At 72.5% G+C, this 15552-nt stretch carries 13 protein-coding genes; 8 read left to right on the forward strand and 5 right to left on the reverse strand.

Going from position 1 to position 15552, the window contains the following annotated elements; genetic code table 11:
• Positions 1-123 precede the first annotated feature (123 nt).
• Positions 124-2061 carry an acyl-CoA dehydrogenase family protein gene (locus ACFQ9Z_RS22395; RefSeq protein WP_383021131.1) on the forward strand — a complete coding sequence of 646 codons (1938 nt, stop codon included), beginning with the start codon at positions 124-126 and terminating at the stop codon, positions 2059-2061.
• A 29-nt stretch (positions 2062-2090) separates the two neighbouring features.
• Here ACFQ9Z_RS22395 and ACFQ9Z_RS22400 read toward each other — a convergent pair whose 3' ends face one another.
• Positions 2091-2552 carry a hypothetical protein gene (locus tag ACFQ9Z_RS22400; RefSeq protein ID WP_383021134.1) on the reverse strand — a complete coding sequence of 154 codons (462 nt, stop codon included), beginning with the start codon at positions 2550-2552 and terminating at the stop codon, positions 2091-2093.
• 277 nt (positions 2553-2829) lie between these two features.
• On the opposite strand from ACFQ9Z_RS22400, the gene dxr reads away from it, so the two are divergent.
• The 3 genes from dxr (at position 2830) to ispG (ending at position 6758) form a co-directional block, all read left to right on the forward strand.
• Positions 2830-4095, forward strand: a complete 1266-nt coding sequence (dxr, locus tag ACFQ9Z_RS22405) for a 1-deoxy-D-xylulose-5-phosphate reductoisomerase (RefSeq protein ID WP_383021139.1) — start codon at positions 2830-2832, stop codon at positions 4093-4095.
• Entirely contained in the window at positions 4092-5396 is a 1305-nt protein-coding gene (locus tag ACFQ9Z_RS22410) for a M50 family metallopeptidase (RefSeq protein WP_383021142.1), read from the forward strand. Before dxr ends, ACFQ9Z_RS22410 begins: the two co-directional genes overlap by 4 nt.
• Positions 5397-5600: 204 nt before the next feature.
• Entirely contained in the window at positions 5601-6758 is a 1158-nt protein-coding gene (ispG, locus tag ACFQ9Z_RS22415; RefSeq protein ID WP_383021147.1) for a flavodoxin-dependent (E)-4-hydroxy-3-methylbut-2-enyl-diphosphate synthase, read from the forward strand.
• Between the two features lie 423 nt (positions 6759-7181).
• Here the strand turns inward: ispG and ACFQ9Z_RS22420 are convergent, their stop codons facing one another.
• Positions 7182-9011, reverse strand: coding sequence for a SpoIIE family protein phosphatase (locus ACFQ9Z_RS22420; RefSeq protein ID WP_383021151.1), 1830 nt, complete (start codon positions 9009-9011; stop codon positions 7182-7184).
• A gap of 262 nt (positions 9012-9273) precedes the next feature.
• Between ACFQ9Z_RS22420 and ACFQ9Z_RS22425 the strand changes: the two genes are divergently transcribed.
• The 3 genes from ACFQ9Z_RS22425 (at position 9274) to ACFQ9Z_RS22435 (ending at position 12486) form a co-directional block, all read left to right on the forward strand.
• Entirely contained in the window at positions 9274-10122 is an 849-nt protein-coding gene (locus ACFQ9Z_RS22425) for a GNAT family N-acetyltransferase (RefSeq protein WP_383021155.1), read from the forward strand.
• A gap of 20 nt (positions 10123-10142) precedes the next feature.
• A complete protein-coding gene (locus ACFQ9Z_RS22430) occupies positions 10143-10673 on the forward strand; it encodes a GNAT family N-acetyltransferase (protein ID WP_383021159.1) in 531 nt (176 codons plus the stop codon).
• Between the two features lie 109 nt (positions 10674-10782).
• Positions 10783-12486: a proline--tRNA ligase gene (locus ACFQ9Z_RS22435; protein ID WP_383021164.1), complete on the forward strand. Its 1704-nt coding sequence runs from the start codon at positions 10783-10785 to the stop codon at positions 12484-12486.
• A 347-nt stretch (positions 12487-12833) separates the two neighbouring features.
• Here ACFQ9Z_RS22435 and ACFQ9Z_RS22440 read toward each other — a convergent pair whose 3' ends face one another.
• From ACFQ9Z_RS22440 to ACFQ9Z_RS22450, 3 genes are read right to left on the reverse strand one after another with little or no spacing between them, the layout of a single operon-like run.
• A complete protein-coding gene (locus tag ACFQ9Z_RS22440; protein WP_383021170.1) occupies positions 12834-13742 on the reverse strand; it encodes an aminoglycoside phosphotransferase family protein in 909 nt (302 codons plus the stop codon).
• 52 nt (positions 13743-13794) lie between these two features.
• On the reverse strand, positions 13795-14280 hold the full coding sequence (locus ACFQ9Z_RS22445; protein ID WP_383021173.1) for a ferritin-like domain-containing protein: 486 nt from the start codon (positions 14278-14280) through the stop codon (positions 13795-13797).
• Positions 14277-14822, reverse strand: coding sequence for a hypothetical protein (locus ACFQ9Z_RS22450; RefSeq protein WP_383021176.1), 546 nt, complete (start codon positions 14820-14822; stop codon positions 14277-14279). Before ACFQ9Z_RS22450 ends, ACFQ9Z_RS22445 begins: the two co-directional genes overlap by 4 nt.
• Positions 14823-15041: 219 nt before the next feature.
• Between ACFQ9Z_RS22450 and rimP the strand changes: the two genes are divergently transcribed.
• Entirely contained in the window at positions 15042-15551 is a 510-nt protein-coding gene (gene rimP, locus ACFQ9Z_RS22455; RefSeq protein WP_383021179.1) for a ribosome maturation factor RimP, read from the forward strand.
• Position 15552 lies beyond the last annotated feature (1 nt).

Genomic DNA, 15552 nt, shown 5'->3' on the forward strand with positions numbered 1-15552 from the left:
GTTCCACCCGAACGGCGCGCGAGGGGTGGTGGGACCGGCCCGATTCGGGTACCAACGATCCAGTAGCACCGGTCGGTAATGAACGACCCCCAATGATCCCTCTTCGCGGCGAGGTGAGCCTCAATGTCCGCCCCCACCACCCAACGCACCACCGTCACCGAACGCGAGGCCCGCCAGGTGGCGGAGGCCGCCCGGGAACAGGACTGGCACAAGCCGAGTTTCGCCAAGGAACTGTTCCTCGGGCGCTTCCGGCTCGACCTCATCCACCCCCATCCGCTCCCCGACGCCGAGTCCGTGCGGCGGGGCGAGGAGTTCCTGGCGAAACTGCGCGCCTTCTGCGAGTCGACCGTCGACTCCGCCCGCATCGAGCGCGAGGCCCGCATTCCCGACGAGGTCATCACGGGCCTGAAGGAACTCGGCGCCCTCGGCATGAAGATCGACCCGAAGTACGGCGGGCTCGGCCTCACCCAGCTCTACTACAACAAGGCGCTGGCCCTGGCCGGCTCCGCCAGCCCGGCGATCGGCGCCCTGCTCTCCGCCCACCAGTCGATCGGCGTGCCGCAGCCGCTGAAGATGTTCGGCACCCAGGAGCAGAAGGACGCCTTCCTGCCCCGCTGCGCCCGCACCGACATCTCCGCGTTCCTGCTCACCGAGCCGGACGTGGGCTCCGACCCCGCACGCCTGGCCACCACCGCCGTGCCCGACGGCGACCACTACGTCCTCGACGGCGTCAAGCTGTGGACCACCAACGGCGTCGTCGCCGACCTGCTCGTCGTCATGGCACGGGTGCCGAAGTCCGAGGGGCACAAGGGCGGGATCACGGCCTTCGTGGTGGAGGCCACCGCCGAGGGCATCACCGTCGAGAACCGCAACGCCTTCATGGGGCTGCGCGGCATCGAGAACGGCGTCACCCGCTTCCACCAGGTCCGGGTGCCCGCCGCCAACCGCATCGGCCCGGAGGGCGCGGGCCTGAAGATCGCGCTCACCACTCTCAACACCGGCCGGCTGTCGCTGCCCGCGATGTGCGCCGGCGCCGGCAAGTGGTGCCTGAAGATCGCCCGGGAGTGGGCGGCGGAGCGGGAGCAGTGGGGCAAGCCGGTCGCGCTGCACGAGGCCGTCGGCTCCAAGATCAGTTTCATCGCGGCCACCACCTTCGCCCTGGAGGCGGTGCTCGACCTGTCCTCGCAGATGGCCGACGAGGACCGCAACGACATCCGCATCGAGGCCGCCCTCGCCAAGCTCTACGGCTCCGAGATGGCCTGGCTGATGGCCGACGAACTGGTCCAGATCCGCGGCGGCCGCGGCTACGAGACCGCGGAGTCCCTGAAGGCGCGCGGCGAGCGGGCCGTACCCGCCGAGCAGATGCTGCGCGACCTGCGCATCAACCGGATCTTCGAGGGCTCCACGGAGATCATGCACCTGCTGATCGCCCGCGAGGCCGTGGACGCCCACCTGTCGGTCGCCGGTGACCTCATCGACCCCGACAAGACCCTCTCGGACAAGGCGAAGGCGGGCGCCAACGCGGGCGTCTTCTACGCCAAGTGGCTGCCGAAGCTGGTCGCCGGACCCGGGCAGCTGCCCTCTTCGTACGGCGAGTTCAAGCGGGAGGTCGACCTCTCCGGCCATCTGCGCTACGTCGAGCGGCACGCCCGCAAGCTGGCCCGCTCCACCTTCTACGCCATGTCCCGCTGGCAGGGCCGGATGGAGACCAAGCAGGGCTTCCTCGGCCGGATCGTGGACATCGGCGCCGAACTGTTCGCGATGAGCGCGGCCTGCGTCCGCGCCGAGCGGCTGCGCGGCGAGGGCGAGCACGGCCGCGAGGCCTACCAGCTGGCCGACGCCTTCTGCCGGCAGTCCCGCATCAGGGTCGAGGAACTCTTCGGCCGGCTGTGGGCCAACACCGACGACATCGACGGCAAGGTGGTCAAGGGAGTCCTCGGCGGGGCCTACACCTGGCTCGAGGAGGGCGTCATCGACCCGTCCGGGGACGGCCCGTGGATCGCCGACGCGACCCCCGGACCGTCCGCACGGACCAACGAGCGGCGCCCCTTCGGCGCCTGAACATCCCGTCCCGGACCGGGCGCCTGGGCTCAGACGCCCCAGGTGCCCTGGTTCGAGGCGCAGTTCCAGCCCGTGCCCTTCAGGGTGAACTTCACCTTGTAGGAACGGGTGTTGAGCAGGTGCGTGGGCACCTTCACGCCGAGGCTGGTCTTCTTCTTGAGCGTCGTGGTGTACACGGACACGGTCTTGGTCGTGTTCTTGGTGACCTTGCCGCCCTTCGCCTTGGCCGTGCCGAAGCGGATGTTGCGGACATTGGTGACGGTGAACGTGACCTTGGTGAAGTTCTTGGTCGTGCTCTTGTTCTTGATCCCGAAGTACAGACCGCCGTTCGTCACCCAGCCGTGCGAGTCGACGTAGAAGCGGCTCGGGTAGACCAGGTCGACCGGGCAGCCGCTGCTCGTCGCCGTCGCGGCCGACGCGGTACCGCCCAGACCGAGCTGAGCGGCGGTGAAGACCCCCGCCGCGGCCAGGACGGTCGCGGTCGTGCGCATGCGGTTCATCGTGGTGTCTCTCCTCCCCCTGTGAGCCCCTGCGGACGTGGCTCCAGCGGGCAGAATGCCATGCGCGAGCGCCCGGTGCCCGGGAATTCACCCGGTCCGGCGGTAATCGAAGGCACGCGGTTGACGTCGGTGCGCGGATGTTCCTGACGTAGGCCTCACATCATCGGATACAAGGGCAATCACCCCGTTCGGCGACAAAAACGGGTGGTGCGCCCCGCCTTCGGGACACCCGGTCCGGACGGCGGCGGCTTGCGGCGACAATGGGGGGATGACCGACAGTCCCGCCAGCCCCGCGCCCCTCGCCGACCCGCATCTCGTGTACGACCCCCTCGCGGGAGACGGCCCGAAGGACGTGGTGATCCTCGGCTCCACCGGGTCCATCGGAACCCAGGCCATCGACCTCGTGCTGCGCCACCCCGACCGCTTCCGGGTCACCGCCCTGGCCGCGAACGGCGGCCGCCCGGCCCTGCTCGCCGAGCAGGCGCACCGCCTGGGGGCGCGGACCGTCGCGGTCGCCCGGCAGGACGCCGTGCCGGCCCTGCGCGAGGCGCTGACCGGGCTCTACGGCGCCTCCGAGCCGCTGCCCGAGATCCTCGCCGGACCGGACGCGGCCACCCAGATCGCCGCCTCCGACTGCCACACCGTGCTGAACGGCATCACCGGATCCATCGGCCTCGCGCCCACCCTGGCCGCCCTGGAGGCGGGCCGCACGCTCGCGCTCGCCAACAAGGAGTCGCTGATCGTCGGCGGCCCGCTGGTCAAGGCGCTGGCCAAGCCCGGCCAGATCATCCCCGTCGACTCCGAGCACGCGGCCCTCTTCCAGGCCCTCGCCGCCGGCACCCGGGCCGACGTGCGCAAGCTGGTCGTCACCGCCTCCGGCGGACCCTTCCGCGGCCGCACCAGGGCCGAGCTGGCGGACGTCACCGTCGAGGACGCCCTCGCCCACCCCACCTGGGCGATGGGCCCGGTGATCACGATCAACTCCGCGACCCTGGTCAACAAGGGCCTCGAGGTCATCGAGGCGCACCTGCTCTACGACATTCCCTTCGACCGCATCGAGGTCGTCGTGCACCCGCAGTCGTATGTCCACTCGATGGTCGAGTTCACCGACGGATCCACGATCGCCCAGGCGACGCCGCCCGACATGCGCGGGCCCATCGCCATAGGTCTGGGCTGGCCCGAACGCGTCCCGGACGCGGCGCCCGCCTTCGACTGGAGCAAGGCCTCCACCTGGGAGTTCTTCCCGCTCGACGACGACGCCTTCCCCTCGGTCGACCTGGCCCGGCACGTGGGGCGGCTCGCGGGCACGGCCCCGGCGGTGTTCAATGCCGCCAACGAGGAATGCGTCGAGGCCTTCCGCAGCGGCGCGCTGCCCTTCAACGGGATCATGGAGACCGTCACCCGGGTGGTCGAGGAGCACGGCACCCCGGCCGCGGGAACTCCGCTCACCGTGTCGGACGTCCTCGAAGCGGAGACCTGGGCCCGCGCCCGGGCCCGCGAACTGACAGACCGGACCGCGGAGGCGCGTGCATGACGACCTTGATGTTCATCCTCGGCATAGTGGTCTTCGCGGTCGGCCTGCTCGTCTCCATCGCGTGGCACGAGCTGGGTCACCTGTCCACGGCCAAGCTCTTCGGCATCCGCGTCCCGCAGTACATGGTCGGATTCGGCCCGACCATCTGGTCGCGCAGGAAGGGCGAGACGGAGTACGGCATCAAGGCCATCCCGCTCGGCGGCTACATCCGCATGATCGGCATGTTCCCGCCCGACGACGCCGGCCGGGTCTCCGCCCGCTCCACCTCCCCGTGGCGCGGCATGATCGAGGACGCCCGCTCCGCCGCCTTCGAGGAGCTGAAGGAGGGCGACGAGACGCGCATGTTCTACACGCGCAAGCCGTGGAAGCGCGTCATCGTCATGTTCGCGGGCCCGTTCATGAACCTGGTGCTCGCGGTCGCGCTGTTCCTCACCGTGCTCATGGGCTTCGGCATCCAGCAGCAGACCACCACCGTCGCCTCCGTCTCGCCCTGCGTCATCGCGCAGAGCGAGAACCGCGACACCTGCAAGAAGTCCGACCCCCCCTCCCCGGCGGCGGCCGCCGGCATGCGCAACGGCGACCGGATCGTCTCCTTCGACGGCACGCCGACCAAGGAGTGGAGCACGCTGTCCGACCTCATCCGGGACAGCGCGGGCAAGGAGGTCGCGATCGTCGTCGACCGCAAGGGCCAGGACGTGACCCTGCACGCGAAGATCGCCACGAACCAGGTCGCCAAGAAGGACTCCAGCGGCACCTACGTCCAGGGCCAGTACGTCAAGGCGGGCTTCCTCGGCTTCAGCTCCGCCACCGGCGTCGTCAGGCAGGATTTCGGCCAGTCCGTGACGTGGATGACCGACCGTGTCGGCGACGCCGTCGACTCGCTCGTCGCCCTGCCCGGCAAGATCCCCGCGCTGTGGAACGCGGCCTTCGGCGACGGCCCGCGCGAACCCGACTCCCCGATGGGCATCGTCGGCGCGGCCCGGGTCACCGGTGAGATCGCCACGCTGGACATCCCGGCCTCGCAGCAGCTGGCCATGGCCGTGTTCGTGGTCGCCGGGTTCAACCTCTCCCTGTTCCTGTTCAACATGCTCCCGCTGCTCCCGCTCGACGGCGGGCACATCGCGGGCGCCCTGTGGGAGTCGCTGCGGCGCGGCGTGGCCCGGGTGCTGCGCCGCCCGGACCCGGGCCCGTTCGACGTGGCGAAGCTGATGCCGGTGGCGTACGTGGTGGCGGGGATCTTCGTCTGCTTCACGATCCTCGTGCTGATCGCCGACGTCGTTAACCCGGTGAAAATCTCTTAGTCACCGGGCATTGGGAAGCGGCCCCGAGCATGGGGGTGCCCCGCTCCGGCACGGCCGGGAGCGGGGTGGCCCGGGGCCGCCTTCCATCGAGTGGGATTGCCGGGTGGGATGTGCCCGCGCCCGTACCGGTGCCGTAATCTCGAAGCCTGGAGCCCGCCGATCACGGGACCGGATGTTGATCCACGACTTGGGGTTGCACAGCAGATGACTGCGATTTCTCTCGGCATGCCGTCCGTTCCGACCAAGCTCGCCGAGCGCCGGAAGAGCCGGCAGATCCAGGTCGGAACCGTGGCGGTCGGTGGAGACGCGCCCGTATCGGTGCAGTCGATGACGACGACCCGCACGTCGGACATCGGCGCCACCCTGCAGCAGATCGCCGAGCTGACCGCGTCCGGCTGCCAGATCGTCCGTGTCGCCTGTCCCACGCAGGACGACGCGGACGCCCTCGCGACCATCGCGCGCAAGTCGCAGATCCCGGTCATCGCGGACATCCACTTCCAGCCCAAGTACGTCTTCGCCGCCATCGAGGCCGGCTGTGCCGCCGTCCGTGTCAACCCCGGCAACATCAAGCAGTTCGACGACAAGGTCAAGGAGATCGCGCGGGCCGCCAAGGACCACGGCACCCCGATCCGGATCGGCGTCAACGCGGGCTCCCTGGACCGGCGGCTGCTGCAGAAGTACGGCAAGGCGACCCCGGAGGCGCTGGTCGAGTCCGCGCTGTGGGAGGCGTCCCTCTTCGAGGAGCACGACTTCCGCGAGATCAAGATCTCGGTCAAGCACAACGACCCGGTCGTCATGATCGAGGCCTACCGCCAGCTCGCCGAGGCCTGCGACTACCCGCTCCACCTCGGCGTGACCGAGGCCGGCCCCGCCTTCCAGGGCACCATCAAGTCGGCCGTCGCCTTCGGCGCCCTGCTCTCCCAGGGCATCGGCGACACCATCCGCGTCTCCCTCTCGGCCCCGCCCGCCGAGGAGGTCAAGGTCGGCATCCAGATCCTGGAGTCGCTCAACCTCAAGCAGCGCGGCCTGGAGATCGTCTCCTGCCCGTCCTGCGGCCGCGCCCAGGTCGACGTCTACAAGCTCGCCGAGGAGGTCACCGCCGGCCTCACCGGCATGGAGGTCCCGCTGCGCGTCGCCGTCATGGGCTGCGTCGTCAACGGCCCGGGCGAGGCCCGCGAGGCGGACCTGGGCGTCGCCTCCGGCAACGGCAAGGGCCAGATCTTCGTCAAGGGCGAGGTCATCAAGACCGTTCCCGAGTCGAAGATCGTTGAGACCCTCATCGAGGAGGCCATGAAGCTCGCCGAGGCCATGGAGGCCGACGGCGTCGCCTCCGGCGAGCCCGAGGTCTCGGTGGCGGGCTGAACCCCGCCCGGACCGGGCGGCCGAGCGGCCGGGTCCACGCACACACGCCGTACGCCCCGTACCGGGGCCCGCACCGGAGCGTCCCGCGGACGAGTCCTCAGGCGGGCCCGGTGCGGGGCGTCCGGCTGTCCAGGGGGGCGCGGAGGCGGCGGGTGATGGCGGGGCGCCGGGCCGTCGGGCCCCCGTGGGCCGGCCGGCGGCGCGCCGGCCGTCGGGGACGCGCCGGCCGCGCCGGGTCCGCGCCCACCGCGCCGGATCCTGCCCCGGAACGTCGATGCCGCCGGACGGTGAGGTGAACGGCGACGGCCGGCCGCCGCGTGCGCGCCGCCGTCCGCGGTTCCCCAGCCCCGCGGACCGGGTCCCGCTCCCCGGCGTGCCCCGCCGGCCGCCTCCCGCGGTGGCCTCGCCGCGGGAGGGCGTTGTTCACTGCTGCCGGCCGCTCCGCGTCGGGTCCTCCACCGGGGCGTTCTCCTGCACTGAGCCCGGGGCCGCGCGGTTCGGGGCGGCCGGGCTGACGGAGGACTGGGGAGGGGGCGGGGCGCTGAGGTCGCCGGGGGCGCCCGCGCCGGCGGCCGGCAGGCGCAGCGCCAGCAGGGCGACGTCGTCACCGCTGGGCCCTATGCGTTTGAGCAGCTCGTCGCAGAAGACGTCCACGGTCTCGTCGTCCAGCCGCCGGGCCAGCACCGCGGCGTGGTGGCGCAGCTTGGCCATGCCCAGGTCGATCGGCCGCTCCCGGCTCTCCACGAGGCCGTCGGTGTAGAGCAGCAGCGTGCACTCGGCAGGCAGCTTCTCGGTGGCGTCCGGCCAGCTCAGGCCCAGGTGCAGGGTGGCGCTCATGCCGATCAGCGGGCCGTGCCCGCCGGTCAGGAACCGTGCGTCGCCCTCGCGGGTCACCAGCAGCGGCGGCGGATGCCCGGCGTTCACCCAGCGCAGCTGCCAGGGACCGCCCTCGGGACCCTCGACCCGGGCGAAGAGCACCGTGGCCATCGGGGCGTCGCTGGTGTTCGTCACCGCCTCGTCGAGCCTCTGCATGATCACGCTGGGCGGCTTGCGGTCGACCCAGGCCAGACCCCGCAGCATGTTGCGGACCTCCGCCATGTGGGCGGCGGCCTTCAGGTCGTGGCCCACCACGTCCCCGATCACCAGGGCCATCACCCCGTCGCCGAGCAGGAAGGCGTCGTACCAGTCGCCGCCGATCTCCATCGCCCGCTGCGCCGGCAGATAGCGCGCGGCCATCCGCAGGTGGTCGACCTGGGGCAGCGGGGCCAGCAACTGCCGCTGCATCGTGGCGGCGACGTTGCGCTGCTCCTCGTAGAGCCGCTCGTTGTCCAGCACCAGCGCCACGCGCCAGCCCAGGTCGGCCAGCAGCCGTACCTCGGCGCCGGTGAACGCGGGGGACGCCCCGGCCCGGCCGACGGTCAGCATCCCGTAGTGGTGCCGGCGGGCGCGCAGCGGCACGACGACGGCCGAGTGACCGCCGAGCCGTTCGAACAGCGGCCCGTGGGTGGCGGCCAGCGGGGCGTCCGGGTCCCGCAGCTCCTGTGCGGTCAGCAGCACGGGCTCCTCACCGCCCGCCGCCCGCGCCGCCGCCCGGCGGGCCCTGGGCGACAGCGGCCCCTCCAGCCGTTTCGCCCGGTGCGGGTGCCCGGGACAGCGGACGGCGACCCGCTCCAGCGCCCCGGTCCGCTCCGAGCGCAGCGTCACCGCGGCCCATTCGCCCAGCTCCGGGACCAGCATCCGCAGCAGCCGGCGCATCTGGCCGGTCGGGTTGCGGGCCGACATCAGCACCGACGAGATCTTCGACACCAGGTTCAGCCGGGCCGTCAGGTCCTCCAGCGCGGCGGTGCGGGCCGCCGCCCGCCGCTCGGCCTCCCGGTGGAGGCTGAAGTCGCTGAACACGAGCACCAGCCCGGCCCTGCGGCCCGCCGTCCGCAGCGGGGTGGTCGCCCAGATGACCGGCAGGGTCGTGCCGTCCGCGCGCAGGAAGTACTCCTCACTGCCCTGCTCGACGGACCGGTTGGCGTGCAGCGGGGTCCGCATCAGGCACTGCTCGCGGGGGACCTGGCTGCCGTCGGGGCGGCGGTGCAGCAGGTCGTGCGCGTCATGGCCGAGCATGTCGCCGGCCGCCCTGCCCAGAAGCTGCTCGGCCCACGGGTTGACGTACGTGATGTGCCCGGCGAGGACGCCGGTGCCCAGGTCGCGCAGGATCGCGTGCGGGAGTTCCGGCTCACGGCTCGCGTCAGCCCCGCTCATGTCCTCACGCCCTCGTCGTCGTACCGGACGGCCGTCTGGCGTTCCGGCGCCGCACCTCCCGGCGCCGCATCCATCACGTTCCCGTCAGTGTCCGGAAAATGACTTCTTATGACATTTTTACCTTTACTCGTGAACCCTCCGACTTTCCTGCGGTGTGTCGCCGTCCGCCCCCCGAAGCCCGGCCCGGTACCGGGGGCGGCGCTGCCCGGAATCCGCAGGTACAGTGCGGAGATCAGCAGAACCCCAGCGTGAGGCCCCGCACGTGTTGACCCAGACCACCTCCCGGGTGCTCGAACCGAGCGACCTTGACGCCGCGCTCGCCGTCCTCGACCGCGAGCCGGTCGCGAACGCCTTCGTGACCTCCCGGGTGCAGGTCGCCGGCCTCGACCCGTGGCGGCTCGGCGGCGAGATGTGGGGCTGGTACGAGGACGGCATGCTCACGTCCCTGTGCTACGCCGGCGCCAACCTGGTCCCCATCTGCGCCACTCCGCGCGCCGTGCGCGCCTTCGCCGACCGCGCCCGCAGAGCCGGCCGCCGCTGCTCCTCCATCGTCGGGCCCGCCGAACCCACCGCCCAGCTCTGGCGCCTGCTCGAACCCCACTGGGGTCCGGCCCGCGAGGTCCGCGCCCAGCAGCCCCTGATGGTCACCGACCGCATGCCCGACCGCATCGCCCCGGATCCCTACGTCCGCCGCATCCGCAAGGACGAGATGGAGACGATCATGCCGGCGTGCGTGGCGATGTTCACCGAGGAGGTCGGGGTGTCCCCGCTGGCCGGGGACGGCGGGCTGCTGTACCAGGCGCGGGTGGCCGAGCTGGTCGGCTCCGGCCGGTCCTTCGCCCGGCTCGACGAACACGGCAAGGTCGCCTTCAAGGCGGAGATCGGCGCGGCCACCCCCCAGGCCTGCCAGATCCAGGGCGTGTGGGTCGCCCCCGAGTACCGCGGCCGGGGCCTGGCCGCGCCCGGCATGGCGGCGGTGCTGCGCTACGCCCTGGCCGACGTGGCCCCCGTGGTCAGCCTCTACGTGAACGACTTCAACACGGCGGCGCGACGCACGTACCGCAGGGTGGGCTTCCAAGAGGTGGGAGCCTTCATGAGCATCCTCTTCTGAGGCCCCTGTACCCTCCCCGCATGGACCTCGTGATCGGCCCCTTGGACCTCGCAGCCCACGTGGACGAGGCCTTGTCCGTCCAAGCCGTCGCCTTCGGACTGGGCCCGGAGGAAGTCGCCGTGCGCCGCCAGATCGTCCAGCGCCACATGCAGTACCCGGGCGCCCGGGCCTTCGGGGCGACCACGCGGGGCCGCCTGGTGGGCTTCGTCTACGGCATGCCCAACTCGCGCGGCCACTGGTGGTCCACCGTCGTGGAGCCCTACCTGCGCGCCCAACGGAACGACTTCTGGCTGGACGACTCCTTCGTCATCACCGAGCTGCACGTCCACCCCGACCACCAGAACCGGGGCATCGGCCGCCGCCTGATCACCACCATCACCGACGGCGCGGCCGAACCCCGCTCGATCCTCTCCGCGATCGACACCGAGAGCCCCGCCCGCGGCCTCTACCACTCCCTCGGCTACGTCGACCTCGCCCGCCAGGTGCACTTCCCGAGCGCCGCCATGCCGTACGCCGTGATGGGCGCCCCCCTGCCACTGCGCCGCGGTTAACCGATTTCCACCGGCACAGCCCGCCCGGCTAACCTCCTATTCCATAACCCTCTCCCACTCTCGGCCGCGCTCGAGCGGGGGGACCCCATCCAGCAGGAGTACGAGAACCATGGCGAACGCACCGGTCCAGCGCATGTCCCAGCTGATGGTGAAGACGCTGCGCGACGACCCGGCGGACGCCGAGGTCCTCAGCCACAAGCTCCTCGTCCGCGCCGGCTATGTCCGCCGCACCGCCGCCGGCATCTGGTCCTGGCTGCCGCTCGGCAAGAAGGTCCTCGCCAACGTGGAGCGGATCGTCCGCGAGGAGATGGACGCCATCGGCGGCCAGGAGGTCTCCCTGCCCGCCCTGCTGCCGCGCGAGCCCTACGACGCGACCGGCCGCTGGGACGAGTACGGCCAGGAGCTGTTCCGGCTCAAGGACCGCAAGGGTGGCGACTACCTCCTGGGCCCGACCCACGAGGAGATCTTCACCCTGCTGGTCAAGGACCAGTGCACGTCCTACAAGGACCTGCCGGTGATCCTCTACCAGATCCAGTCCAAGTTCCGCGACGAGGCCCGTCCCCGCGCCGGCATCCTGCGCGGCCGCGAGTTCCTGATGAAGGACTCGTACTCCTTCGACCTCGAGGACGAGGGCCTGGCGAAGTCGTATGCCCTGCACCGCCAGGCCTACCAGAGCATCTTCGACCGGCTCGGCCTCGACTACCGCATCGTCGCGGCCACCGCCGGCGCCATGGGCGGCTCGAAGTCCGAGGAGTTCCTCGCCCCGGCCGAGGCCGGCGAGGACACCTTCGCGGACTGCCCGAACTGCGACTTCGCCGCCAACACGGAGGCGATCACCTACGAGCTGAAGCCCGTGGACGCCTCGGACGTGCCCGCGCTCGAGGAGATCCCCACCCCGGACACCCCCACCATCGAGACCCTCGCCGCCTCGCTCGGCGTCCCGGCCTCGGCCACGCTGAAGAACCTCCTGGTCAAGGTGGACGGCGAGATCGTCGCCGTCGGCGTGCCCGGTGACCGCGAGGTGGACCTCGGCAAGCTGGAGGAGCACTTCGCCCCGGCGGCCGTCGAGATGGTCACCGAGGCGGACTTCGCCGGCCGCCCCGACCTGGTGCGCGGCTACGTCGGCCCGCAGGGCCTGGGCGACAAGGTCAAGTACGTCGCCGACCCGCGCGTGGCCCCCGGCACCGCCTGGATCACCGGCGCCAACAAGGAGCACACCCACGCCAGGAACGTCGTCGCCGGCCGTGACTTCGAGGTCGACGAGTACGTGGACGTCGTGGTGGTGCGCGACGGCGACCCCTGCCCGAAGTGCGGCACCGGCCTGAAGCTGGACCGCGCCATCGAGATCGGCCACATCTTCCAGCTCGGCCGCAAGTACACCGACGCCCTCAAGCTGGACGTCCTCGGCCAGAACGGCAAGCCGGTCCGCGTGACCATGGGCTCCTACGGCATCGGCGTCTCCCGCGCGGTGGCCGCCCTCGCCGAGCAGCACGCCGACGAGCACGGCCTGGTCTGGCCCAAGGAGGTCGCCCCGGCCGACGTGCACGTCGTCGCCGCCGGCAAGGCCGTGCAGACCGAGCTGGCGCTCGACGTCGCGGAGCGGCTGCGGGAGGCCGGGCTGCGCGTCCTGGTCGACGACCGGGCCGGTGTCTCCCCGGGCGTGAAGTTCACCGACGCCGAGCTGATCGGCGTACCGCAGATCCTGGTGGCCGGCCGCCGCTCCGCCGAGGGTGTGCTGGAGCTCAAGGACCGCAAGACCGGCGAGCGCGAGGAGCTGTCCGTCGAGGACGCCATCGCCCGGCTGAGCGCCTGACCCGGACCACCCCGCGCCCCGCGTCCCCATGGGACGCGGGGCGCGTCGGCACGGGCGGGTCCGCTTCCTGTGCGGAGGAGGCGCTCGCTTCCGTGCCGGGGTGGCGCCCGCGTCGCATGCTGGGCCGGTGCCTGTGTCCCGTGCCGGGGTGGCGCCTGTGCCCATGTCGGTGTTGTGTCCGGGGTGGCGCCTGCCTACCGCGCTGGGCCGGTGTCTGCGGTCCTGCGCCGGGCTGGGGCCGCGTCCTGTCTCGGGGTGGCGGGGTGGCGCCGGCGTCGCGTGCCGGGGGGGGGGGGGGGTGCCTGCGTTTCGGTCTGGCCGGTGCTCGTACCCGGGGCCCGGCAGGGCTACAGCCAGCTCGCGAATTCGAGCAGCAGCTCGGCGTCCTTCGGGCGGCCGACCCGGAGGGCCCTGGCTCCGGACTCCACCGCGCGGAACAGGGTCCAGCCGCGCAGCCGGTCCAGGTCCACCTCCAGTGACTCCGCGAGCCGCTTGATCCGCCGCCGGGTGGTGGACGCGCCGGACGCGTTGGCGATCAGGTCCTCCACGCGGTCGCGCACCAGCCGCGCGAGGTCGAAGGCGCTCTCGCCGACCACCGGGTCCGGGCCCACGGCCAGCCAGTGCATCCGCTCCCCGGCGAGCACCTTGCTCTGCCGGAACGTGCCGTGCAGCAGCCGGTGGTCAGGCGGCGCGGCCAGCAGCTCCTCGCGGGCCGTGAGCGCCGCCTCCACCAGCGGCGCCGTCTCCGGCTCGGCCGGCACACCGGCCCGCATCGCCTCCGCCTGCCGTCCGGTGCGCTCAGCCACCGTCTCGAAGTCATGGCCGTCCGGCGGCTCGACCCACAGCCGCCGCAGCGTCCCCGCCGCCTCCAGCAGCGCCCTCGCCTCCGGCAGCGACCGCACCGAGACATCCGGGTGCAGCCGCTCCAGCAGCAGCGCCCCGTCCGCGCTGTCCGCGGCGTCCGACTCCAGCAGCTGCACGGCGCCCCGTCCCGCCCAGTGCGCCAGCGCCGCCCGCTCGCTCTCCGGCCGGGCCCTGGGCGGGGCCAGCTTCAGCACCGCGGGGGTGCCGTCGGCGCGCCGGACGAGCACCACCAGGCTGCTGCGGCCGCCCGGCACCTGGACCCGCTCCACCGTCAACTCGCGCCGCTCGACTGTCCGTTCGGCCGTCTCCGGCAGCCGTGCCAGCCAGTCGTCCCCGGCCGGCGCCGTCTCACCGAGCGCCCTCACCAGCCGCCGGGGCGGTTCGAAAACCATGCGTGAGTCGTTTCCTTCCTCTGCTGGGCCCGCCCTGCGGGCGGCCGCGCGGTCAGCTCGACGGGGACGCCGAGGTACTCGGCCCGGCCGCGGCCGTGTCGTCACCGGTCCGCTCGGCGAGCCCAGGGAAGGCTACGCTCTCCCCGCTCCAGCCCGCCGCCCGCACCGCGGCCTCCCGCAGTGCCCCGGCGGCCGCACCGCGCCGTTCCCCGCTCGTCGCCCGCACCAGGTCCGAGTAGACCGCGGCCACCCGCTCCTCCAGCTCGGCGGCGAGCCGCACCGCGTCGGCCGGGTCCGACACCGGGAACGGCAGCGCGTACCCCGCGCTCGCGGCGACCGGCTCGCCGCCCAGCTCACGCACCTCGCGCACCAGGGTGTCCCGGCGGGCCCGGTGGGCGTCGTAGGCGGCCCGCGCCCGCGTCTGCCGCTTGTCGCCGACACGCCCGCCGACCACGCCGTAGCCGTACACCGCGGCGTGCTCCGCCGCCAGCGCGGCCTGCAGCGCGGTCAGTTCGGCCGTCGCGTCCCGCTCGCTCACTTGGCCTCCTCGCTCAGCAGGTACGCGTGTGCGGCCCCGGCCGCCGCCGCCGACGCCAGCAGCCGGGCCAGTTCTCCCGGCACGTCCAGCAGTTCCTTCGCCCGGCGGTCGGCGAGGCCGCGCTCGGCGGTGGCGAGGAACGCCAGCGCGTCCTTCTCCCCGGCGGGCACGGCCAGGGCCGGTGAGGACGCGGCGCCGGACGCGGGCGTTGCTGAGCCGGCCGACGGGGAGGCGGGGCCGGCCGAAGGGGAGGCGGCGGCCTGATCGGCGAACGCCGCCCGGTGCGCGGCGACCTGGGCCCGCAGCGGCCCCAGCGGCCGCGCCAGCGCGGGGTGCGCGGCGAGCACCGCGTCGTACCGCGCCAGCAGACCCTCGCTGTCCCGGGCCGCACGCGCGCGTGCCCGCGCGGCCGCCGAAGGAGTGCCGCCGGCGGCGGAGTCGGGGCCGGCCGAGCAGCCCGCCAGCAGGGCGGCTCCGGCGGCCGAGGCGAGCAGGGATCTTCTGCGCGGACCCGAGGGGGTGCGCGGCGGCGGGTACGGCACTGCAGACGTCCTCGGGCACTCGTACGAAGGGAACGGCAAGGAGGGGTGAACGGCCGTCGGGCGGCACGCCCGTGATCACCGTACCCGCGCCCCGCCGGTACGCCACTCACCGGCACCGCGCGTACACAGGTGGACGGCAACACTCCCCGCGACCGGATACCCTTTGACCAGACACGCGACCCATCCCACAACAGCACACGCGGCCGAGGAGTCACCCGGATGAGCACCACCCAGAGCGAGAGGCTGCGAGAGCTGCTCGAACCGCTCGTCACCTCTCAGGGGCTGGATCTCGAAGAGATCGCCGTGGAATCCGTCGGACGCAAGCGTGTGCTGCGCGTGACCGTCGACTCCGACACCGGAGCGGACCTGGACCAGATCGCCGATGTGAGCCGCGCGCTCTCGGCGAAGCTCGACGAGACCGACGCGATGGGCGACGACGCGTACGACCTCGAGGTCGGCACCCCCGGCGCCGAGCGCGCCCTGACCGAGCACCGGCACTTCGTGCGCGCCACCGACCGGCTGGTGAGGTTCCAGCTCTCCGAGGGCGGCGAACTCGTCGCCAGGATCCTCGAAGTCGACGAGGAGGGCGTCGAGGTCGAGGTTCCCGGGGTGAAGGGCCGCAAGGCGACGACCCGCAGGCTCGGCTTCCCGGAGATCGCGAAGGCGCGCGTGCAGGTCGAGTTCAACCGCAAGGACAAGAAGGACATGAAGGAAGAGGAGGAGGCGTAGC

The sequence above is a fragment of the Streptomyces sp. NPDC056580 genome, from assembly GCF_042793175.1.
In the GTDB taxonomy this organism is placed as follows: domain Bacteria; phylum Actinomycetota; class Actinomycetes; order Streptomycetales; family Streptomycetaceae; genus Streptomyces.

Excerpts from the sequence above, each read along its gene's own strand:
- ACFQ9Z_RS22395 (WP_383021131.1), top strand. The coding sequence starts at position 124 with ATGTCCGCCCCCACCACCCAACGCACCACCGTCACCGAACGCGAGGCC.
- ACFQ9Z_RS22400 (WP_383021134.1), bottom strand. The coding sequence starts at position 2,552 with ATGCGCACGACCGCGACCGTCCTGGCCGCGGCGGGGGTCTTCACCGCC.
- dxr (WP_383021139.1), top strand. The coding sequence starts at position 2,830 with ATGACCGACAGTCCCGCCAGCCCCGCGCCCCTCGCCGACCCGCATCTC.
- ACFQ9Z_RS22410 (WP_383021142.1), top strand. The coding sequence starts at position 4,092 with ATGACGACCTTGATGTTCATCCTCGGCATAGTGGTCTTCGCGGTCGGC.
- ispG (WP_383021147.1), top strand. The coding sequence starts at position 5,601 with ATGACTGCGATTTCTCTCGGCATGCCGTCCGTTCCGACCAAGCTCGCC.
- ACFQ9Z_RS22420 (WP_383021151.1), bottom strand. The coding sequence starts at position 9,011 with ATGAGCGGGGCTGACGCGAGCCGTGAGCCGGAACTCCCGCACGCGATC.
- ACFQ9Z_RS22430 (WP_383021159.1), top strand. The coding sequence starts at position 10,143 with ATGGACCTCGTGATCGGCCCCTTGGACCTCGCAGCCCACGTGGACGAG.
- ACFQ9Z_RS22435 (WP_383021164.1), top strand. The coding sequence starts at position 10,783 with ATGGCGAACGCACCGGTCCAGCGCATGTCCCAGCTGATGGTGAAGACG.
- ACFQ9Z_RS22440 (WP_383021170.1), bottom strand. The coding sequence starts at position 13,742 with ATGGTTTTCGAACCGCCCCGGCGGCTGGTGAGGGCGCTCGGTGAGACG.
- rimP (WP_383021179.1), top strand. The coding sequence starts at position 15,042 with ATGAGCACCACCCAGAGCGAGAGGCTGCGAGAGCTGCTCGAACCGCTC.